This is a genomic window from Sphingomonas sp. BL-S-29 (assembly GCF_055521495.1).
Genome location: NZ_CM145482.1, coordinates 1,629,632 through 1,649,012, shown reverse-complemented (window position 1 = coordinate 1,649,012; position 19,381 = coordinate 1,629,632). Strand labels below are relative to the sequence as shown.

Below are 19,381 nucleotides of genomic sequence, written 5' to 3'. Positions count from 1 at the left end.
GAGGTGATGCTGCTTTGTCCCCGCCCGAGGCGGGGCCTGGTTAACCCTTCAACACCGACAGCAGCGTCGTGCCCAGTTCGGACGGGCTGTCCGCTACCTTGATCCCTGCCGCTTCCATCGCCGCGATCTTGTCCTCGGCGCCGCCCTGGCCGCCCGACACGATCGCGCCGGCATGGCCCATGCGGCGACCCGGAGGCGCCGTGCGGCCCGCGATGAAACCGGCCATCGGCTTCTTCCGCCCGCGCTTCGCCTCGTCGCGCAGGAACTGTGCCGCCTCTTCTTCGGCCGAGCCGCCGATCTCGCCGATCATGATGATCGACTTGGTCTCGTCGTCGGCGAGGAAGAGTTCGAGCACGTCGATGAAGTTCGTGCCGTTGACCGGATCGCCACCGATGCCGACCGCGGTCGTCTGGCCGAGGCCCGCATTCGACGTCTGGAAGACGGCTTCATAGGTAAGCGTGCCGGAGCGGCTTACAACGCCCACCGAGCCCTGCTTGAAGATGCTGCCGGGCATGATGCCGATCTTGCACTGGCCGGGGGTCAGCACGCCCGGGCAGTTCGGACCGATCAGGCGCGACTTGGAGCCGCTGAGCGCGCGCTTCACCTTGACCATGTCGAGCACCGGAATACCCTCCGTGATGGTCACGATCAGCGGCACTTCGGCGTCGATCGCCTCGAGGATCGAGTCGGCCGCGAAGGGCGGCGGCACATAGATGACCGACGCGGTAGCGCCGGTCTTCGCGACGGCCTCGGCGACGGTGTCATAGACCGGCAGGCCGATATGCTCGGTGCCGCCCTTGCCCGGCGTCACGCCGCCGACCATCTGCGTGCCATAAGCCAGCGCCTGCTGGGTGTGGAACGTGCCGGTCTCACCAGTCATGCCCTGGGTGATGACCTTGGTGTTCTTGTCGACGAGGATTGCCATATTTTTCTCGTTCCCACTTGCCGCGCTCCCGCGAAGGCGGGAGCCCAGACCTAAAACAAAGACTCGAACAGATCGTCCCAGTCCGGATTCATCGTTTCAATCTCTCGCAGCTTCCACTGCCGATTCCATTTCTTCAGCTGCAATTCGCGATGTCTGGCCCCTTCGATCGTATCATGGGCTTCGTACCAGACGAGCAGCTTGCAGTCGTATTTTCTGGTGAAGCCTTCGACCAGGCCGTTGCGATGTTGGTACGCGCGGGCAGGCAGGTCGCTGGTTACACCGATATAGATCGTTCCGTTCTTCTGCTTCGCCATGATGTAGACGAAGCCGGGTTTATCCTCTCGCACCGCCCGCCTCCTTGGGTCCCCGCGAAGGCGGGGACCCAGACTGGGCTCCCGCCTTCGCGGGAGCACAATGAGGTCAGGCCAGGCTTCCGTCGATCGCCTTGCACGCGACCAGCAATTCCTTGACCGCCTCGACCGAGACGTCGAGATTCTTCTTGGCCTCTTCGTCGAGCTTGATCTCGACCACCTTCTCGACGCCGCCGGCACCGATGACCACCGGCACGCCGACATAGAGATTGTCGACGCCGTACTGGCCGGTCAGGTGGACCGCTGCCGGGAGCAGGCGCTTCTGGTCGTAGAGATAGGCCTCCGCCATCGAGATCGCCGAGGTGGCGGGGGCATAATAGGCCGAGCCGGTCTTGAGCAGCGCGACGATCTCGCCGCCGCCCGACCGGGTGCGCGCGACGATCGCGTCGATGCGCTCCTGCGTCGAGAAGCCCATCTCGATCAGGTCCGGAACCGGGATGCCCGATACGGTCGAGTAGCTGATCACCGGGACCATGGTGTCACCGTGGCCGCCGAGCACGAAGGACGTGACGTCCTTGACCGAGACCTTGAACTCTTCGGCGAGGAAATGGCTGAAGCGCGAGCTGTCGAGCACGCCGGCCATGCCGACGACCTTCTGGTGCGGGAGACCCGAGAATTCGCGCAGCGCCCAGACCATCGCGTCGAGCGGGTTGGTGATGCAGATGACGAACGCGTCGGGCGCGTTGGCGGCGATGCCTTCGCCCACGGCCTTCATGACCTTCAGGTTGATGCCGAGCAGGTCGTCGCGGCTCATGCCCGGCTTGCGGGCGACACCGGCGGTGACGATGATGACGTCCGCGCCAGCGATGTCGGCATAATCGTTCGTGCCGGTGATCTTGGCGTCGAAGCCTTCGACGGGCGAGCACTGACTGAGATCCAGCGCCTTGCCCTGGGGCACGCCCTCGACCACGTCGAACAGGACGATGTCGCCCAGGCCCTTCAGTGCTGCGAGATGAGCAAGCGTGCCGCCGATGTTACCGGCACCGATCAACGCGATCTTCTTGCGGGCCATTCCTCGTCCTTTCGGCAATGATAAAGCCGCGCGCGCGGCGAAACTGGGCGGCGGCTTAGGCGCGTTTGGCCGTAGGGGCAACCGCTAAAACCCGATATTTTCACGTGCTTATTGCAACTAATTCGCAAGTGCATTTACGCCGGTTGATCATTCTCGGGATCGACGTAGCGACGCTCACCGGTCGCGTCATTATACCATACCGTCACGGGACGACCGCTGGCGTCGTCGACGAAACGTTCGGACGTCTCGCGCCACCCGCCGCCGATCGGTTTCGCCTGCGAAGCGCCGTACCGGCGGCGTTCGAGCATGATGCCGGCAAGCACGACCGTCGCCGCGATCAGCGTCGGCCACACCGCCGGATCGATCACCGCGCCGATCACCGCCGCGGTGAACAACAGCATCGCGATCACCAGGACGAAGGTACGCAGCATCATTCGGGCGCGGGATCGAGAATGACGGCGGTGCCGTACGCGACCACCTCGTTCATCGCCTGGGCGATCTCGCCCGAGTCGAAGCGCATCATCACGACGGCGTTCGCGCCCATCAGCGCGGCGTTGGCGACAAGGCGGTCGATCGCATGGCGCCGCGTATCCTCGACCAGCCTTGTATATTCGGGAATTTCGCCGCCGACGATCGAGCGCAGGCTGGCGGTGATGTTGCCGCCGATGCCGCGGCTGCGGACGACGACGCCGAATGCCTGACCCAGCGTCTTGAGTACGGTATGGCCCGGGACATTCTCGGTGGTGGTGACGAGCATCTTCTTCCCTCCATGGCCGGCCGCGGCACGATAGCAAATGGTCGGGCGATGGCGAAGGTCAGTTCGCGCCGTGACCCAGTTCGAGATAGTCGTCGGAGCGCATTTCCTCGAGCCGGCTGATCGTGCGCTCGAACTCGAAACGGCCGTCACCCTTCTCGTACAGCTCGCCCGGCGGCGCATCGGCAGCGGCGAGCAGCTTCACCTTGTGCTCGTACAACGCGTCGATCAGCTGGACGAAACGCGCCGCCTCGTTGCGGTTCTCCGGCCCGAGCCGCGGGATGCCGACCAGGATGATGGTGTGGAAACGCCGCGCGACCGCGAGATAATCGGCCGAGCCGCGCGCCTCGCCGCACAGCCGCTTGAACGAGAAGACCGCGACGCCCTTCAGGCTCTTGGGCACATGCAAGGTGCGCCCGCCGCCGACCGGCAATTCCTCCGAGGGCACATGGTCGCGGTCCTCGGGCGGATAGTCGGTCAGGCGGAAAAAGGCGGCGGAAAGCTGCGCGGTCGCCTCGGGCCCGTTGGGCACCAGCCAGGTCTCGACCTGGCCGAGCCGGTCGCGGCGGTAATCGACCGGCCCGTTGAGCGCGAGCACCTGCATGCGGCTCTGGATCAGGTCGATGAAGGGCAGGAAATGCTCGCGGTTGAGCCCGTCCTTGTAGAGATCGGTCGGCGGCCGGTTGGAGGTCATCACCACCGTCACGCCGTGGCGCAGCAGCTCAGTGAACAGCCGCGACAGGATCATCGCGTCAGGGCTGTTGGTGACCATGATCTCGTCGAAGCAGAGCACCTTCACTTCCTCGGCGATCGCGGCGGCGACCGGGAGGATCGGGTCGCCGACTTCCTTCTCCCGCTCGATCCGCAGGCGGGCATGGACGTCGAGCATGAATTCGAGGAAGTGGATGCGCCGCTTCCGCCGCATGTTGATGCAGCCGAAGAACAGATCCATCAGCATCGACTTGCCGCGGCCGACCCCGCCCCAGAGATAGATGCCCGCCGGCGCCTCGGGCCGCCGGCCCAGCGCGCGCCACAGCACCGAGCCGCGCTTCGGCGCTGCCTCGAGTTCGGTCGCCAATGCGTCGAGGCGGCGTGCCGCTTCCTCCTGTTCGGAATCGGGCCGGAGCTCGCCGGCGGCGATCAGCGCTTGGTAGCGGGCGAGGACGTTGGGCACTACAGCGCTCCGCCCGTTCGCCCTGAGCTTGTCGAAGGGCTGTTCTTCTTTGCGACCCACGTGAAAAAGAACAGTGCTTCGACACGCTCAGCACGAACGGAGATAGAAGTCATTGCTTCGGGGCCGATTTGCGGATCGTGGCGGAAAAGCTCGCGACCTTGTCCTCGTCCTGCACGACGAGGCCGCGCAGGAACAGCAGCCGCCCGGTCTCGCGCAGCAGTTCGACCTGCGCCTCCAGCGGCTCGCCGATGCGGCCGCCGCCGATGAACTGAGTCGAAAGGTCGAGCGTCACCGCCGACCCCGCGGTGATCAGCCCGAAGCTGCGCGAGGCAGCGAACAGCGCGACATCGATGAAGCCGAGCATCGCGCCGCCATGCACGCTGTCGCGCAGATTGGAATGGCGCCGCTCCGGCGTCATGCGCACCCGGGCAATGCCGCCTTCGACCCGCACCATCATCGGGCCGAGAAAGCTGTTGTAGCGCGATGGATCCGTGAAGCCCCACCGCATCCAGCCGGGATGATCCGGGTCCTCCTCATAGAGGAAGGTAGCGGGCGCGCTGGTTTCGGTCACGCGACGAGCCTCAGACGACTCGCTCTGCTTCCATCTTCTTGATCTCGGCGATCGCCTTGGCCGGGTTGAGGCCCTTGGGGCAGACATTCGCGCAGTTCATGATCGTGTGGCAGCGATAGAGGCGGAACGGATCCTCCAGCTCGTCGAGTCGTTCGCCGGTCATCTCGTCGCGGCTGTCGGCGAGCCAGCGATAGGCCTGCAACAGGATCGCGGGGCCGAGGAACTTGTCGCTGTTCCACCAATAGCTCGGGCAGGCGGTCGAGCAGCAGGCGCACAGGATGCACTCGTACAGGCCGTCGAGCTTCTCGCGATCGGCCGGCGACTGGAGCCGCTCCTTGCCCGAGGGCGGCGGCGTGACGGTCTGCAGCCACGGCTTGATCGAGGAATATTGCGCGTAGAAATGCGTGAAATCGGGAACGAGGTCTTTGATCACTTCCATATGCGGCAGCGGCGTGATGCGGATATCGCCCTTCACGTCCTCGATCGCGGTGGTGCAGGCGAGGCCGTTCTTGCCGTCGATGTTCATCGAGCACGACCCGCAAATGCCCTCGCGGCAGGAGCGGCGGAAGGTCAGCGAGCTGTCCTGCTCCGACTTCATCTTGATCAGCGCGTCGAGCACCATCGGGCCGCAATTGTCGAGATCGATCTCGAAAATGTCGTAATGCGGGTTCTCGCCGGCATCGGGATCGTAGCGGTAGATCTTGAAGCTCTTGACCCGCTTTGCCTCGGCGGCTGCCTTGTGGACCTTGCCGCCCTTTTTGGGTCGGCTGTTCGGGGGCAGTCTGAATTCGGCCATGCCTGAAAGTCTCCGGCGGAAACGAAATGGTGCGTCGCGGAAAGCGGCTATGCCTTTCGGCGCGCGCGTGCAACCCTTTGGCGCGGTCCGCGGCGTCGGATCACCGCATGATTGCAAATTCCGCGACGGAGCAGGCATCATCGCCGGCGTTGCGGGCACCGGGCAAGAATCGTAGGGCGAAGTCCAGCATATGACCAAACGGGGCAAAATATGAGACTGAGCGATTGCCACAATGTCGAGGATTTCCGCACCCTCGCCCGCAAGCGCCTGCCCGGCCCCGTGTATCACTATATCGACGGTGCCGCCGATGACGAGGCGACCAAGCGCCGCAACACCGAGGCGTTCGAGTCGTGCGACCTGGTGCCGAGCGTGCTCGCCGGCGTCGAGACGATCGACATGAGCACCACGGTGATGGGCCGCAAGATCGACATGCCGCTGTTCCTGTCGCCAACTGCCTTGCAGCGCCTGTTCCACTGGCATGGCGAGCGCGGCGTCGCGCGCGCGGCCGAGAAGTTCGGGACCTATTTCGGCATTTCGAGCCTTGGCACCGTCAGCATCGAGGAGATCGGCCGGACGATCAGCACCCCCAAGATGTTTCAGCTCTATATCCACAAGGACAAGGGACTGAACCACGCGCTGGTCGAACGCTGCAAGGAGGCCAAGTTCGACTGTATCGCGCTGACCGTCGACACGATCGTGTCGGGCAATCGCGAGCGCTGCCTGCGCACCGGCTTCACCTCGCCGCCAAAGCTGACCCCAGCCTCGGCGATCAGCTTCGCGACTCACCCGGGCTGGACGCTCGATTATCTGTTCCGCGGGAAGTTCGAGTTGTCGAACCTGAAGGACCATGTGTCCGAAGGGACCAATGTCGCGCTGTCGGTCGCCGACTATTTCAACAAGATGCTCGATCCGTCGATGGACTGGAAGACGGCCGAGGGCGTGCGCGCACAATGGGGCGGCGAATTCTGCCTGAAGGGCATCATGTCAGTCGAGGACGCGAAGCGCGCGGTCGATATCGGCGCGACGGCGATCATGGTGTCGAACCATGGCGGGCGGCAGCTCGACGGCAGCCGATCGCCCTTCGACCAGCTGGCTGAGATCGTCGATGCGGTCGGCGACAGGATCGACGTGATCTGCGACGGCGGCATCCGCCGCGGCAGCCATGTGCTGAAGGCGCTGAGCGTCGGGGCCAAGGCCTGCTCGGGCGGACGGATGTATCTCTATGCGCTGGCGGCGGCGGGCCAGCCCGGGGTCGAGCGGGTGCTTGGGCGGCTGCAGGCGGAGATCGAGCGGGACATGAAGCTGATGGGGGTGAAGTCGGTGGCGGAGCTGACCCGGGGCAATTTGCGCTGGCGGAACTGACCTTCTCAAGCCCCTCCCCTTCAGGGGAGGGGTTGGGGTGGGGCAGTCCCTCAAATGCTGGAGTTGGAGGAAATCGGAGGCCCCCACCCCCAACCCCTCCCCTGAAGGGGAGGGGCTTTTAATACTAGGCCGCTTCCCTTTCTGGCTGGATCGGCGCCCCGCCCCAGTCGATGTTCCGCGTCAGGAACATCACCGCGGCAAGCGCCACGAACAGCATCACCGAACCGACCAGCAGCGACAGGTCCTCGAGGCTGAGCAGCACATAGAGCACGCCGTAGAGCGCCGAGATCAGCGCGCCGATGAACAGACTTCGCCGCCAGCTGCCCAGCACCGCGGCCGAATAGGCGGTGAGCAGCGCGACGATCGCGCCGCCCGCCACCGCATAGGCCGGCGTGAACCCGATCACTTCGGCAAAGGCGAGCAGCATCACGAAGAACAGCACCAGCCCCGATCCGACCAGGCCATATTCGATCGCCGACACCCGCACCCCACCGATCACGTCGAACATCAGAAAGGCAAGGAAGGTGAAACCGACGAACAGAAAGCCGTATTTCACCGAGCGGTTGACCTGGCTGTAGAGATCGACCGGCGTGAGCAGGTCGACCCGTGCTTCATGCTCGGCCGTCTCGCCAGCGCGGCGCCCCTCGCCGGCGGCCTGGGCGGACGACGCGTCGCCCGAGGCCTGGTCGAAGGCGACGAGCGGACTGCCCAGCGCGAGGTTGCCGACGCGCCAGCTGGCATCGAAGCCCTTGCCGAACGGCTTTTTCTGCACTGGCAGGAAGCCGCCCTGATAGCTCGGGCTGGGCCAGGACGACAGCACGCGCCATGCGGTATCGCCGCCGTTCGGCACCAGCGACAGCGAGCCGTTGCCGCGCACCGCATAATCGAACGCCACGCCGATCGGCCGGCCACGCAGGTCGCTCGCATCGAACCAGGCGTAGAAGCCCGATCCGCCCGTCTCGCGCATGCCGTTGCCCGGCTGGAGCGAGACGGGCTTGCCGTTGACCGACACCGCGGGCGGCGAGCCGAACAGGCCACGCGCATCGCTGATGCCGAAGCGGATCTGCGCGCGATCGAGCGCCAGCGCATCCGGCGCGACACCGAAACGCTGGAGGTCGGCCGGCAGCGTGAAGCGTGCGCTGCCCTGGTTGCGCGCCTCGAACACCACCACGTCGTAGATCGAGCGGTGGCGCAGATCGGGCTTGAGATCGGTCTTCAGCCTGGTCGCATCGGGCGACAGGGTCATGTCGTGCCAGCTCGTGCTGGTCCTGGTCACCTGCTTGCCATTCTCGGTGACGGTCTCGGTCGTCTGTTTCGAATAGGGGATGACGAGCACCGGCCCGGCGATCGCCTGCGGCCCGCCCCAGCCTTGCGCGATCGATGCCTGGGCGGTCTCCGACTGAGTCTGGCGATCATAGACGAGGAGATAGATGGCGAAGAGCGGGATCGCGAGCAGCGTGCCGATCAGGAACGGCAGCAACAGCTTGAACCCGGGCGAGCGTTCTGACGCATGGCGTGCGGACATGATGGTCTCCCTTTTAGGAGACCTTCAGCTAGCGGGGCGCCGGGGCCGACGCCAAAGTGGATCGGGAGGAATGGTTGTGCAGAACGCGTGCAGGGCCTTCTTCTCCCCTCCCCTTCAGGGCAGGGGCAGGGGGGTGGGGGGTGGGGGAGTCTCACGGAGACTCCACTCACTGGACCGCCCCACCCCAACCCCTCCCCTGAAGGGGAGGGGCTTAGGAATATCAGATCACGTCCAGCACCAGCCCCAGGTCGCGCGCTTCTTCCGCCTCGATATACCAGTTGGCGGGCGCACGTTCGCGCAGGTCCTCGAAATCGACCCGGCTACCCTTCACGATATCGCGAAAGCCTTCTTCCTCGATCAGGATCGAATGCTCGATCTCATGCAGGGTCGCCTTCAGGCTGGCGATGCACATGCGCAGCGGGCCGTTGATGTTGAGCTGCTTCGAGATGATCCGCTCATGGATCATCAGCCGCGTGTGGCGCGTGAGGAAGCGGCGATCGACTGGGAAGGCCGCCATGAAGGTCGCGCCGGCCGAATACACCGCGACCTTGCCGAGGAACAGGATCTCGCGGCCGTCATGGTCCTCGAGCAGGCGGATATCGTCGGCCATGGTCCGCGCGACCTCGGGGTCGCCGCCGAGCGTGGTCATCGCGATGACCAGCGCGCCTTGCTCCGGACAGGTATCGAGCTGCTGGCGGAAGCTCTGATACATATATTGATCGACGGGGCCGGACAGGCGGATGTGCGGCTTGGCGAGGAGCGGATAGCGAGGTTCGGTCATGGCGCCCCTAACTGAGTCGCGACCGGGAGGTTCCGGGTCGACGCGAAAAGACCGGATAGCAGCTTCAACAGACTTCAGCAGTATTGGCCGGTAGCGGCCCCGGCGGGATGCGCGCCTCGCTCAGATAGAAGGGATCGCCCTCGATCCGGTGGCTCGCGCCATAGGCCCTGCCCAGCGCCGCGTAGAGCGCGGGATCATAGGCCTGCAGTTCGTCATGGGACAGGATACGGCGGCCGTCGAAGATCACGATGCGGCCCGAGTTGAACCAGAACTGGCTGCCCACCGCCCAATATTCGTCGATCGTGGTCGAGGCATATTCGCCCTTCCACCGGCCGGCCCTGAGGGCTGCGCGATAGGCACGATCGACCTGCCGGTAGAGGCCCGGGTCCATCGCGCGGATCGCCTGGAGGATGTCGTGCGAGAATTCGTGGAGGAAGATCGTCTGGCCGTAATAGCGCGAGTTGCGCTGGCCGAGCAGATCCTCGACCGCGCCGCTCGTCAGTTTCCCGGCCATGCCGCGAGCGCGGTAGTTCCAATAGGCACGGTCGGTCATGCGGCCGATGCGCTCGTCATAATGCTTGCGCTCGCAGCGGGTCAGCCGGGGATCGTCGCGGCCGGGCCTCTTCCAGTCACGCTGCTCGGGCAGGTCGAGCGTGCTCTCGTCCTCCGCCATGATCGCGACGCGGTAGCCCGAGGCGGCCAGCCCCTGGGCGAGATCGGGGCGATGATCGAGCATGCCCTGGATGATCTGCCTGGCCACCAGCAGCGCGCGATCGGGCACCTTGGCCGAGGACAGGACGGGGATGCCGTCCGCATCGACATATTTCGCGTAAAAGGGATCGACCGATAAAGACGCTGGCGGCGAGGCGACATCCGGCGCGGGAGAGGCGCACGCCGCGACGATCTGCACCGGGAGAATGCAGCCGAGCAGCAGCACGAGACGCCCGCTATAGTTCATCGTCTCAGCCGCGGGCTCCTCGCGTCAACAACAGCGGAGAACCGTCTATCAGCGTCGAGCCGGATGTTGAATCAAATTGCCGGGTCGGATCAGTAAACCCGCTTCTTCGGCTTGATATAGTCGATGTCGTCAGTGAGCGTGTAGTCGTGCACCGGGCGGTAGTCGATCTCGGTGGTGCCGCCCTTGCCGCCCCAGCCGTCGAAGGTCGCGACGGTGTGCTTCATCCAGTTGGCGTCGTCGCGCTCGGGGAAATCCTCGTGCATGTGCGCCCCGCGGCTTTCCTTGCGGTTGGCGGCACCCTTGATCGTCACCACGGCCTGGCCGATCAGATTGTCGAGCTCCATCGTCTCGACCAGATCGGTGTTCCAGATCAGCGAGCGGTCGCTGATGCCGACATCGGCGAAGCTGGAGTAGATCGCGTCCATCTTCGTCACGCCCTCGGCCAGCAAAGCGGTGTCGCGGAACACGGCGCAATGCTTCTGCATGGTGCGCTGCATCTCGGCGCGGATCTGCGCGGTCGGTGCGGCGCCCTTGGCGTTGCGGAAATAATCGAGCCGGGTGAGCGCGAACTCCTCCGAACCCTTGGGCAGCGCATTGTGCGGGGTGTTGGGCTTGAGCTGATCCTTCAAACGCAGGCCGGTCGCGCGGCCGAACACGACGAGATCGATCAGCGAGTTGGAGCCGAGCCGGTTGGCGCCGTGCACCGAGACGCAGGCCGCTTCGCCCACCGCGAACAGGCCGGGGATGATCGTGTCGGGATTGCCGTCCTTATTGTGCACGACCTCGCCGTGATAATTGGTCGGGATGCCGCCCATATTATAATGCACCGTCGGCGTGACCGGCAGCGGCTGGCGCGTCAGGTCGACGCCGGCGAAAATCTTGCCCGTCTCGGTGATGCCCGGCAGGCGCTCGTGCAGCACCTTGGGATCGATATGATCGAGGTGCAGGTAGATATAATCCTTGTGCTCGCCGACGCCGCGACCCTCGCGCATCTCCATCGCCATCGAGCGCGCGACCACGTCGCGGCTGGCAAGGTCCTTCGCGGACGGCGCATAGCGCTCCATGAAGCGCTCGCCCTCGGAGTTGGTCAGGTAACCACCCTCGCCGCGCGCGCCCTCGGTGATGAGCACGCCCGCGCCGTAGATGCCGGTCGGGTGGAACTGCACGAACTCCATGTCCTGCAGCGCGATGCCGGCGCGCAGCGCCATGCCGTTGCCGTCACCGGTGCAGGTATGGGCCGAGGTCGCCGACTGATAGACGCGGCCGCCGCCGCCCGTCGCCAGCACCACGGCATGGCTGCGGAAGCGGTGAATCGAGCCGTCTTCCATGCACAAAGCGATCACGCCGCGGCACTGACCATTCTCCATGATCAGGTCGAGCGCGAAATATTCGACGTAGAAGTCCGCGTCGTACTTCAGGCTCTGCTGGTAGAGCGCATGAAGCATGGCATGGCCGGTGCGGTCCGCCGCGGCGCAGGTGCGCTGCACCGGAGGCCCCTCGCCCATATTCTGCATATGGCCGCCGAACGGGCGCTGATAGATCGTCCCGCTCTCGTTGCGGCTGAACGGCACGCCGGCATGCTCCAGCTCGTAGACGGCGGCGGGCGCCTCACGCACCATATATTCGATCGCGTCCTGGTCGCCGAGCCAGTCCGATCCCTTGACGGTGTCGAACATATGCCAGGTCCAGTGATCCGGCGTATTGTTGCCCAGGCTGGCGGCGATGCCGCCCTGCGCCGCGACGGTGTGGCTGCGCGTCGGGAACACCTTGGTAATGCAGGCCGTCTTCAGGCCCGACTCCGCGATACCCATGGTCGCGCGCAGGCCCGAACCGCCGGCGCCCACGACCACGGCATCATAGGTGTGGTCGATGATCTTATAGGCTTCCGGCATCAGACTGGCGCTCCGGCGGCAAAGGCGATCCTGAGGATCGAGAAGATGGCGATCGCGGCGGACGCGACGGTGAAGAACGTGAGGGCGAGCATCGCGGCGACACGCGCCTCGTCGTGGAGATAATCCTCGATCGCGACCTGAAGGCCCAGGCGGAAATGATAGAAGACCGAGGCGATCAGCAGGATCATCGGGATCGCGGCCCAGGCCGAGGCGATCCAGTCGTGCAGCGTCTCATATTGATAATTGGGCAGGCGTGCGATCGAGAGCAGCAGCCAGAGCATCAGGAACAGGTTGGCGCCGGCGGTCAGCCGCTGGTTCCACCAGTGATGCGAGCCTTCCTTGGCTGAGCCGAGGCCGCGGACCCGGCCGAGTTCGGTACCGTTGCCCATCTTATTTCCCCACGAGCAGATAGGCCCAGAACAGGGCGGTGAAGGTGATCGAGAAGACGAAGGTCAGCCAGGAGCCGGTGCGGTTGGTCCTGAGCTCGAAGCCGGCGCCCGCATCCATCACGAAATGGCGGATGCCGCTGGCCATGTGCTGGAACAGCGACAGGGTCAGGCCCATGCCGAAGACATAGCCGATGATGTTGAGCTTGCCGTCCGCCACGGTGAAGATGTCGGTGAAGGCCGCATAGGCTTCCTTGCCGCCGGCCAGCGCCGCGAGCCACCACACGAGCAGGATCGTGCCGACCGTCGCCAGCCCGTCACCGGTCACGCGGTGCAGGATCGAGACGGTCATATGGACGCCCCATTTCCACGCCGTCAGATGCGGCGAGATTGGTCGGGCAGGGTTGCGTGGGCTAGCCAAGGCGGGAAATCCTCTCGGACGGTCAGTGGCGCCGTATTAGTCCGCGCGTGCCGCGATGCAAGGCGGATTGGACGGGTGCGGTGGGGCGGATGGGAGCGTTCGCGTCAAGTAGCGCGGCAGAAACGGCGTTGGAAAATGCGCGAAGTTGCGACCGACTGGCAACTATTCGCTGAATTTCGCGACCCACCTGCGAGCGGGGCAAAATCGAGTGGTTCTTGGCGCCTGTGCGGATGTTATTTGAAGGGTGCGAACGGGTTCTTGGGGTGCACTTGCGAGGCGCGGATTCGGCCGGGCTACTCGACCATGACATGATTGCTGCTCGACTTACCAAATTACGCGAGGGGTATGAGGAGTTCATGGTGCTTTACTTGCCTCTATTTGCCGTGCCGATGTGTCGGTGGCGGCGAGGTGATTTCACCAGATTAGGAGGATGAAGTGAATCGCTCGCGGATCATGAGCGCCATGAGTCGCCCTTCAGACTCAAAAAGCAGGCTGCTACCAAGCTCCCTACTTCCCCGGCACTTGTTGTCAGGCCATCTCTCCAAATCCCCGACAGCGCCTGCGGGAGGTTGGATGCCGGAACGAGTCCGGCATGACGCTTTGGACTGCTGACCGCGCCGATCCGCCCTCACATCCTAACCGCCCTTTAATCTTATCCGGCGTAACTCCCGTGCGAACCGCCCCGAGGCGGTCGGTCGCCAGCTATCGGAGTTTCGCCCTTGACCCCCAGTGACTTGCCCGCCCCCGGCACGATTGCCGCCCAGGTCGACATCGCGGCCAGGCTGCGCGTGTTCGATGTCGACGGGTCGCTGGCGCGCGCGAGTCGCGATGCGTGGAGCGTGATCGAGCCGGAAATCCGGTCGATCTCGGAAGGTTACTGGCAGCAATGGCTGCGCTGCTTCGCCGACGACCGGGTCTGGGCGTCGCACGAGACCGAGAAGATGATCGAGGTGGGCTGCGTGTTCCTGCGGAACCGTTTCCTCGACACGACCGGCCGCGTCTGGATCGAATCGGTCGAACGATCGGTCGCCGCCGCCTTTCTCGGCAATGTCTCCCCGCTTGCCCTGCTGTCGATGATCAACGCGAGCGACCGGGTCGCGCTCGGCGTGGTCACCCGCAAGATCGACCGCGACGACGATCGGCTGCCGGTGCTGGTCGATACGCTGATGCGCCTCTCCGCGCTGGAGGGGGAGATCACCGTCGCGCTCTATAATGGCTATCGCGAGCATCTCGCCCAGGGTGGGCGCGACCGGTTGGCCGCCGAGTTCCGCGACGGCATCGCCCAGATGGTCGAAAGCGCGACTCAGGAATCGAGCGCGCTGCGTGGCCAGTCGCTGCGCACCTCCACTTCGGCGCGCGGCATGCTCGGCAAGACCTCCGAAGTCGCCGCCGCCGCCGAACAATCGGCCATTGCGATGCGCGAAGCGGCGCGGACCGCCGCCGGCCTGATCCGCGCGATCGAGGATGCCCGCTCCGAGGTCGAGGCCGCCGCCGAGATCGCCACCCGCGCCTCCGGCCAGGCGGGCCTTGCCGTCGGCATGTCCGAAACCCTGTCCGACCATGCCCAGTCGATCGAATCGATCCTGAGCCTGATTCGCGACATCGCCGGCCAGACCAATCTGCTCGCACTCAACGCCACGATCGAAGCGGCGCGCGCGGGCGACGCCGGTCGCGGCTTCGCGGTGGTCGCGCAGGAAGTGAAGAGCCTGGCCAACCAGACGGCGCGCGCGACCGACGACATCGCCGCGAAGATCGCCGCGATCCAGTCGGCCACGCGCTCCACCGTCGACACCAATGCCTCGATCAAGGCGACGGTGTCCGACGTGCAGGAATCGGCCAACCGCATCCGCTACGCGATGGAGGCGCAGGCGCAGACGGTGACCGCGATCACCGCCGCGGTCGACGAGACGGCGCTCGCCGCGGATTCCATGTCCAACACCATCGCCGCGATCCGCGAGGATACCGAAATGGTCGCATCGGAGATCGAACGTGTCGGCCAGGGATTCGATTCACTGGATGGTAGGCTTGGCACGCTCAAGAACAGTGCGGGCGAGTTCGTCGCCAAGGTTGCAGCATGAGCCCGAGACTCATGAGCATCGGGAGGATGGGGCATTGGGAGGATGGCTGAATGGCGCAAGAAGGTAACGGCACGATAGGGGGCTGGAGCGGCGATTCGCGCTCCGTCGCCGAGCATGTGGCGAATTATGACTGGGACGGGGCGATCGCGCCGGCCGCGGCCGAGATCGCGCGGCTGATCCAGGGCAGCGAGGAGGTCATCGCGGCCTCTTTCTGGGAACATTATCTGTCGCTGCCGGCGGTGGCGCATCTGCGCCCGCTGCTCGACCCCGACCAGCTTGCCAGGCGCATACGCCGGAGTGCCGAATATACCCGCGCCAGATATCAGCGGCCGTTCGACGACGCCTGGATGCTGATGGCGATCAAACACGCCTCCGGATCGCACAAGCTCAACATCCCGCTCCAGGCGCTGCTGTCGTCGCTGAGCTTCTCGCACAGCCGCACGCTCGAGGTGATCGAGGAGAAGATGGGCGACGACACCAGCCGGCTGCGCGAGATCGGCGACGTGATCCAGCGCCTCGGCCTGGTCGAAGCCGATGTGATGGCCTCGCATCTCGGCGCCCGCGACGTGGAGCAGGCGCGCGAGGAGCGCCGCGCGCGCTCGGCCCAGTTCAGCGAAAGCATCGCCCAGTCGATCGAGGGCACCGCCTCGCTCGGCAATCGCATCCGGGTACAGGCGCACCGCGCCTCCGCCTCGGCGCGCGGCATGCTCGGCAAGACCTCCGAAGTCGCCGCCGCCGCCGAACAATCGGCCGTCGCGATGCGCGAAGCGGCACGCACCGCCGCCGGCCTGATCCGGGCGATCGAGGATGCGCGCAGCGAAGTGGAAGCGGCTGCGGAAATCGCGACGCGCGCCTCCAGCCAGGCGGGTGAAGCGGTCGGCATGTCGGAAACCTTGAGCGGCCATGCCCAGTCGATCGAATCGATCCTCGGGCTGATCCGCGACATCGCCGGCCAGACCAATCTGCTCGCGCTCAACGCCACGATCGAGGCCGCCCGCGCGGGCGATGCCGGCCGGGGGTTCGCCGTGGTCGCGCAGGAAGTGAAGTCGCTCGCCAGCCAGACCGCGCGCGCCACCGACGACATCGCCAGCAAGATCGCCGCGATTCAGTCCGCCACCCGCTCCACGGTCGAGACCAATGCCTCGATCAGGACGACCGTCGCCGATGTGCAGGAAAGCGCCAACCGCATCCGCTTTGCGATGGAGGCACAGGCGCAGACGGTGACCGCGATCACGGCGGCCGTCGACGAGACGGCGCTCGCCGCCGATTCCATGTCCAACACCATCGCGACGATCCGCGAGGACACCGAAGGCGTGGCGACCGAGATCGACGCGCTTGGGCGCGAGTTCGGCGAAGTGGACGACCGGCTGAGCGGGTTGAAGGGCGCGGCGGATACGTTCTCGGCGAGCGTGGCGGCGTAAGTCTCAGGTGCCTCCAACGAGTCGGCAATTGCACCAATTGCGGACCGTCTCAGCACACCGGCTTCACGTCTGTCCGCTACAGCGGAAATCATGGAAAACGACATGTCCCCTACCGGGGGCGAACCTGGTTGCCTGCGAGCAGCCCGCATCGCCGCGCTCGTCATAATCTCACTGCCGCTCGCCATGTGCGCGTGGCTCGACTGGGACACCCCCAGGGGCCAATTGCCGTCAAGCCTGGCGTATCTCTCCGTCGCTCATTCCAGCTACTCGATCGGGATCCGCGAGGGATGTTTCATGGCGATCTACAAATTAACACCGGAAACAACGGCACGCCTGAAACGCGAAGGCCTGGCGATGCTGGATGGAGCGACTATTCCCAAAGAAAACGCCCGCAACCCATATCGTACGTGGAAGCGGACGCCATTGCCGTTGGTGAGGGCAGGCAAAGGTGTGAACCTCAAAGCCCAGCCTGATCCAGGCGCCACCCCGTTCACGCTCTTCGCCCGAAACGCGGAGGGCGGCTGCGGAACCACGACCCGGCTGCCCGTCTCCGTCGGGGATATGCTGGCGACTCCAGGCGGCTTTTATACGATCACTGCCAATGCCGAGGGCCTGATCGTGATCGATACCAAGCGGAGATATGCCGTCGTTCTTTATGCGGGATAGTCTGGACCGACGCTCCTTTTGGCCGAGAAACTCGCCCGCAGAACCGCGATCCAGGCGGCCAGGCAGGCGGCCTTCTGCTCCTTTCGCCATGGCTTGCCCGCCGTCGCGCCCAAATCCTTCAGGTGCGCAGCGATCTCTGCTGCTGACAGCCCGAGCACTTCATGCGCGAGATCGGGAAGCGATTTCTCGTCCAGCTCGACCCTGTCGATGCGACAGTGTTGCACTCCGGACCGCAACGCCTCGCGCACGGCGAGCCCTTCGGCGACGGGCACATGGTCCGCCCAGGCGAGGCTGTAGTCGAGCAGATCGGTGACCCAGCCGGCGCGATTGACGAGGAGCGCCGCGGCGACCTTGTCATGCCCCTCGGCCTTCAGGCGATCGACGATAGCCTGCAGGCCCTCCGCCGCCAGCCGGTCCTGGCGTTTCCGCCCCTCCGCCACGGTGGCGATAGCTTCGGCCGATGCCTTGCCGTCAGGACCCAGTGCCATCCCAGCCGCGACGCCATAGGGTTCGAGCGACAGGCGGTCGCCCTCATCATGGGTTGCGAGGAAGGTGGCGAGCAGAAGGTGGGGCTCGCCGCGATCGACCGCGAGCGCGACGACTACGGCACCGCCTTTGAGCGCGCGCAGCCCGAGGCCGACAATGGATTGCCCATACCGTTCCGCGCTCATGCGTCACCCCATGATCTGCCCGACGCATAGTATACGGCCGTGTCGATTCCCGTAAGCGTCGCCCTCTCTCCGTTCGTTTCGAGCGAAGTCGAGAAACCGGGCCTGGCGCTCCGTCAATGTTTCTCGACTTCGCTCGAAACGAACGGGGGTGGCGTGTAGAGCGGATAGCGGCCGGCCAATCGACGCGAGAAACACGCCATCCCTAGCGATCGAGACCGGCACTCCCTCCCGACGGCACTACCGCCGCGAGCTGCGCCCGGAGGTTACGCAACACCCGGTCCGGCACCGGTGGCAGCTCCTCCGCTGGCTTGCCCTTGCGCAGGCGTTCGCGGTCCCGTTCCCGCGGTTCGACGCGGCGGACGCGCACCGGCGCCTGGCCCTGCGCCTTCATGCCGAGCAGTTCCGCCGCGCCGCGCGACAGATCGATGATGCGCGAGCCGCGCGCAAAGGGTCCGCGATCATTGACCCGGACGAGAATGCGCCGCCCGGTGTCGAGCGCCGTCACCTCGACATAGGTCGGCAGCGGCAGCGTGGTATGTGCGGCGGTGATCCAGCCGGGCTCGAAACGCTCGCCATTGGAGGTGCGGTTGCCCGATTCCTTGCCGTACCAGCTGGCATAGCCGAGCATGTCATAGCCGGGATCGGCAGCGGGCACATAGGTTGTACCGCGCACCTGGTAGGGCTGGCCGATCTTGACCGGCAGATCGCTGACCGGGCGGAAATTGCCGCCGGCACAGGCCGACAGCAGCAGCAGCGCCGCCACAATCCCCGTCCGCGTCGCCAGAAAACCCCGCATGGGATGACCCTACACGCAGCCATGCAGGGTCTGGAAGCCTCGATTCCCGGCCTTTCGTCCCGAAGGCGGCTCTGGCGGGGGTGACGCGGGCGGGCGGGCGCGGCTATGGCGCGGGCCATGACCAACATCCTCCTCACCGGCAGCAGCCGCGGCATCGGCGCGGCGATCGCAACCGCCCTCACCCTTCCCGACGTCAGCCTGGTCGGCCATGGCACGGCAAGCGGCATCCCGGCCGACTTCGCCGATCCGGCGGCGCCGCAGGCGCTGTGGAACGCCGCGCTGGAACGGCTCGACGGGCGGATCGACGTGCTGATCAACAATGCCGGGGTGTTCGAAGCCAATCCGCTCGACCGGCCGCATGACGACTGGGTCGCCGACTGGGAGCGCACCATGCGCATCAACCTGACGGCATCGGCCGAGCTGTGCCGGCTCGCGGTGCGCCACTGGCAGGAGCGCAGGTCAGGCGGGCGGATCGTCAACATCGCCAGCCGCGCCGCCTATCGCGGCGACAGCCCGGCGCACTGGCATTATGCCGCGTCCAAGGCGGGCATGGTCGCGATGACCAAGTCGATCGCGCGCGGTTATGCCGCCGAGGGCATCCTGGCCTTTGCGGTCTGCCCGGGCTTCACCATGACCGGCATGGCCGAGGAATATCTGTCGAGCCGGGGCGGCGACAAGCTGCTCGCCGACATCCCGCTCGGCCGCGTCGCCATGCCGGAGGAAGTGGCCGAGACGGCACGCTTCCTTGCGCTGGCCGCGCCGGCCTCGATGACCGGCGGGGTGATCGACGTGAACGGGGCCAGCTACGTCCGCTAGTTGAG

Annotated in this window: 21 protein-coding genes; 5 read left to right on the top strand and 16 right to left on the bottom strand. The window is 65.6% G+C overall.

What is annotated here, in order from left to right; genetic code table 11:
- Window positions 1–40 precede the first annotated feature (40 nt).
- The 8 genes from sucD to ACZ1I2_RS07860 all read right to left on the bottom strand — a co-directional run bounded on the left by sucD (window position 41) and on the right by ACZ1I2_RS07860 (window position 5,603).
- Entirely contained in the window at window positions 41–925 is an 885-nt protein-coding gene (gene sucD / locus ACZ1I2_RS07895; protein ID WP_465170228.1) for a succinate--CoA ligase subunit alpha, read from the bottom strand.
- 50 nt (window positions 926–975) lie between these two features.
- Window positions 976–1,239 carry a GIY-YIG nuclease family protein gene (locus ACZ1I2_RS07890; RefSeq protein WP_465181654.1) on the bottom strand — a complete coding sequence of 88 codons (264 nt, stop codon included), beginning with the start codon at window positions 1,237–1,239 and terminating at the stop codon, window positions 976–978.
- A 106-nt stretch (window positions 1,240–1,345) separates the two neighbouring features.
- Window positions 1,346–2,308, bottom strand: coding sequence for a malate dehydrogenase (mdh, locus tag ACZ1I2_RS07885; RefSeq protein WP_465174499.1), 963 nt, complete (start codon window positions 2,306–2,308; stop codon window positions 1,346–1,348).
- A 134-nt stretch (window positions 2,309–2,442) separates the two neighbouring features.
- Entirely contained in the window at window positions 2,443–2,742 is a 300-nt protein-coding gene (locus tag ACZ1I2_RS07880) for a hypothetical protein (protein WP_465174500.1), read from the bottom strand.
- A complete protein-coding gene (locus ACZ1I2_RS07875; RefSeq protein WP_465170232.1) occupies window positions 2,739–3,065 on the bottom strand; it encodes a YbjQ family protein in 327 nt (108 codons plus the stop codon). Before ACZ1I2_RS07875 ends, ACZ1I2_RS07880 begins: the two co-directional genes overlap by 4 nt.
- 58 nt (window positions 3,066–3,123) lie before the next feature.
- Window positions 3,124–4,236, bottom strand: a complete 1,113-nt coding sequence (gene zapE, locus ACZ1I2_RS07870) for a cell division protein ZapE (RefSeq protein ID WP_465174501.1) — start codon at window positions 4,234–4,236, stop codon at window positions 3,124–3,126.
- Between the two features lie 109 nt (window positions 4,237–4,345).
- The gene (locus tag ACZ1I2_RS07865; protein WP_465177169.1) at window positions 4,346–4,744 is read right to left on the bottom strand and encodes a PaaI family thioesterase; all 399 of its coding nucleotides are present in this window, start codon (window positions 4,742–4,744) and stop codon (window positions 4,346–4,348) included.
- Window positions 4,745–4,817: 73 nt separating this feature from the next.
- A complete protein-coding gene (locus ACZ1I2_RS07860) occupies window positions 4,818–5,603 on the bottom strand; it encodes a succinate dehydrogenase iron-sulfur subunit (protein ID WP_465170234.1) in 786 nt (261 codons plus the stop codon).
- Window positions 5,604–5,813: 210 nt separating this feature from the next.
- Here ACZ1I2_RS07860 and ACZ1I2_RS07855 point away from each other — a divergent pair, with 210 nt between their 5' ends.
- The gene (locus ACZ1I2_RS07855; RefSeq protein WP_465174502.1) at window positions 5,814–6,965 is read left to right on the top strand and encodes an alpha-hydroxy acid oxidase; all 1,152 of its coding nucleotides are present in this window, start codon (window positions 5,814–5,816) and stop codon (window positions 6,963–6,965) included.
- Between the two features lie 124 nt (window positions 6,966–7,089).
- Here the strand turns inward: ACZ1I2_RS07855 and creD are convergent, their stop codons facing one another.
- From creD to sdhC, 6 genes are all read right to left on the bottom strand, one after another.
- Window positions 7,090–8,490 carry a cell envelope integrity protein CreD gene (gene creD, locus ACZ1I2_RS07850; protein WP_465174503.1) on the bottom strand — a complete coding sequence of 467 codons (1,401 nt, stop codon included), beginning with the start codon at window positions 8,488–8,490 and terminating at the stop codon, window positions 7,090–7,092.
- Between the two features lie 220 nt (window positions 8,491–8,710).
- Window positions 8,711–9,271 (bottom strand): ATP-dependent Clp protease proteolytic subunit, encoded by a 561-nt coding sequence (locus ACZ1I2_RS07845; protein ID WP_465170237.1) that lies wholly within the window; start codon window positions 9,269–9,271, stop codon window positions 8,711–8,713.
- A gap of 64 nt (window positions 9,272–9,335) precedes the next feature.
- Window positions 9,336–10,229, bottom strand: coding sequence for a glycoside hydrolase (locus tag ACZ1I2_RS07840; protein ID WP_465174504.1), 894 nt, complete (start codon window positions 10,227–10,229; stop codon window positions 9,336–9,338).
- 89 nt (window positions 10,230–10,318) lie between these two features.
- Window positions 10,319–12,121 (bottom strand): succinate dehydrogenase flavoprotein subunit, encoded by a 1,803-nt coding sequence (gene sdhA, locus ACZ1I2_RS07835; protein ID WP_465174505.1) that lies wholly within the window; start codon window positions 12,119–12,121, stop codon window positions 10,319–10,321.
- On the bottom strand, window positions 12,121–12,510 hold the full coding sequence (sdhD, locus tag ACZ1I2_RS07830; RefSeq protein WP_465170240.1) for a succinate dehydrogenase, hydrophobic membrane anchor protein: 390 nt from the start codon (window positions 12,508–12,510) through the stop codon (window positions 12,121–12,123). The genes sdhA and sdhD overlap by 1 nt, the downstream gene beginning before the upstream one ends.
- Before the next feature lies 1 nt (window position 12,511).
- Complete coding sequence (sdhC, locus tag ACZ1I2_RS07825) at window positions 12,512–12,928, bottom strand: succinate dehydrogenase, cytochrome b556 subunit (protein WP_465174506.1); 417 nt, start codon at window positions 12,926–12,928, stop codon at window positions 12,512–12,514.
- Window positions 12,929–13,662: 734 nt separating this feature from the next.
- Here sdhC and ACZ1I2_RS07820 point away from each other — a divergent pair.
- The 3 genes from ACZ1I2_RS07820 (at window position 13,663) to ACZ1I2_RS07810 (ending at window position 17,093) form a co-directional block, all read left to right on the top strand.
- The gene (locus ACZ1I2_RS07820; protein WP_465173986.1) at window positions 13,663–15,006 is read left to right on the top strand and encodes a methyl-accepting chemotaxis protein; all 1,344 of its coding nucleotides are present in this window, start codon (window positions 13,663–13,665) and stop codon (window positions 15,004–15,006) included.
- A gap of 50 nt (window positions 15,007–15,056) precedes the next feature.
- The gene (locus tag ACZ1I2_RS07815) at window positions 15,057–16,427 is read left to right on the top strand and encodes a methyl-accepting chemotaxis protein (RefSeq protein WP_465170242.1); all 1,371 of its coding nucleotides are present in this window, start codon (window positions 15,057–15,059) and stop codon (window positions 16,425–16,427) included.
- Between the two features lie 90 nt (window positions 16,428–16,517).
- On the top strand, window positions 16,518–17,093 hold the full coding sequence (locus tag ACZ1I2_RS07810; RefSeq protein ID WP_465174507.1) for a hypothetical protein: 576 nt from the start codon (window positions 16,518–16,520) through the stop codon (window positions 17,091–17,093).
- Here ACZ1I2_RS07810 and ACZ1I2_RS07805 read toward each other — a convergent pair.
- Both ACZ1I2_RS07805 and ACZ1I2_RS07800 read right to left on the bottom strand, forming a co-directional pair.
- Window positions 17,081–17,764, bottom strand: coding sequence for a hypothetical protein (locus ACZ1I2_RS07805; protein ID WP_465174508.1), 684 nt, complete (start codon window positions 17,762–17,764; stop codon window positions 17,081–17,083). The genes ACZ1I2_RS07810 and ACZ1I2_RS07805 overlap by 13 nt on opposite strands.
- Before the next feature lie 202 nt (window positions 17,765–17,966).
- Window positions 17,967–18,560 carry a septal ring lytic transglycosylase RlpA family protein gene (locus tag ACZ1I2_RS07800; RefSeq protein WP_465174509.1) on the bottom strand — a complete coding sequence of 198 codons (594 nt, stop codon included), beginning with the start codon at window positions 18,558–18,560 and terminating at the stop codon, window positions 17,967–17,969.
- A gap of 117 nt (window positions 18,561–18,677) precedes the next feature.
- Between ACZ1I2_RS07800 and ACZ1I2_RS07795 the strand changes: the two genes are divergently transcribed.
- Window positions 18,678–19,376, top strand: coding sequence for an SDR family NAD(P)-dependent oxidoreductase (locus ACZ1I2_RS07795; RefSeq protein WP_465174510.1), 699 nt, complete (start codon window positions 18,678–18,680; stop codon window positions 19,374–19,376).
- Window positions 19,377–19,381: the final 5 nt, after the last annotated feature.

Excerpts from the sequence above, each read along its gene's own strand:
- sdhA (WP_465174505.1), bottom strand. The coding sequence starts at position 12,121 with ATGCCGGAAGCCTATAAGATCATCGACCACACCTATGATGCCGTGGTC.
- creD (WP_465174503.1), bottom strand. The coding sequence starts at position 8,490 with ATGTCCGCACGCCATGCGTCAGAACGCTCGCCCGGGTTCAAGCTGTTG.
- ACZ1I2_RS07810 (WP_465174507.1), top strand. The coding sequence starts at position 16,518 with ATGGAAAACGACATGTCCCCTACCGGGGGCGAACCTGGTTGCCTGCGA.
- ACZ1I2_RS07865 (WP_465177169.1), bottom strand. The coding sequence starts at position 4,744 with ATGCGGTGGGGCTTCACGGATCCATCGCGCTACAACAGCTTTCTCGGC.
- ACZ1I2_RS07845 (WP_465170237.1), bottom strand. The coding sequence starts at position 9,271 with ATGACCGAACCTCGCTATCCGCTCCTCGCCAAGCCGCACATCCGCCTG.
- ACZ1I2_RS07880 (WP_465174500.1), bottom strand. The coding sequence starts at position 2,742 with ATGATGCTGCGTACCTTCGTCCTGGTGATCGCGATGCTGTTGTTCACC.
- ACZ1I2_RS07875 (WP_465170232.1), bottom strand. The coding sequence starts at position 3,065 with ATGCTCGTCACCACCACCGAGAATGTCCCGGGCCATACCGTACTCAAG.
- ACZ1I2_RS07800 (WP_465174509.1), bottom strand. The coding sequence starts at position 18,560 with ATGCGGGGTTTTCTGGCGACGCGGACGGGGATTGTGGCGGCGCTGCTG.
- ACZ1I2_RS07890 (WP_465181654.1), bottom strand. The coding sequence starts at position 1,239 with ATGGCGAAGCAGAAGAACGGAACGATCTATATCGGTGTAACCAGCGAC.
- sdhD (WP_465170240.1), bottom strand. The coding sequence starts at position 12,510 with ATGGGCAACGGTACCGAACTCGGCCGGGTCCGCGGCCTCGGCTCAGCC.
- ACZ1I2_RS07805 (WP_465174508.1), bottom strand. The coding sequence starts at position 17,764 with ATGAGCGCGGAACGGTATGGGCAATCCATTGTCGGCCTCGGGCTGCGC.
- ACZ1I2_RS07860 (WP_465170234.1), bottom strand. The coding sequence starts at position 5,603 with ATGGCCGAATTCAGACTGCCCCCGAACAGCCGACCCAAAAAGGGCGGC.
- sucD (WP_465170228.1), bottom strand. The coding sequence starts at position 925 with ATGGCAATCCTCGTCGACAAGAACACCAAGGTCATCACCCAGGGCATG.
- ACZ1I2_RS07840 (WP_465174504.1), bottom strand. The coding sequence starts at position 10,229 with ATGAACTATAGCGGGCGTCTCGTGCTGCTGCTCGGCTGCATTCTCCCG.
- ACZ1I2_RS07815 (WP_465170242.1), top strand. The coding sequence starts at position 15,057 with ATGGCGCAAGAAGGTAACGGCACGATAGGGGGCTGGAGCGGCGATTCG.
- ACZ1I2_RS07855 (WP_465174502.1), top strand. The coding sequence starts at position 5,814 with ATGAGACTGAGCGATTGCCACAATGTCGAGGATTTCCGCACCCTCGCC.
- mdh (WP_465174499.1), bottom strand. The coding sequence starts at position 2,308 with ATGGCCCGCAAGAAGATCGCGTTGATCGGTGCCGGTAACATCGGCGGC.
- ACZ1I2_RS07795 (WP_465174510.1), top strand. The coding sequence starts at position 18,678 with ATGACCAACATCCTCCTCACCGGCAGCAGCCGCGGCATCGGCGCGGCG.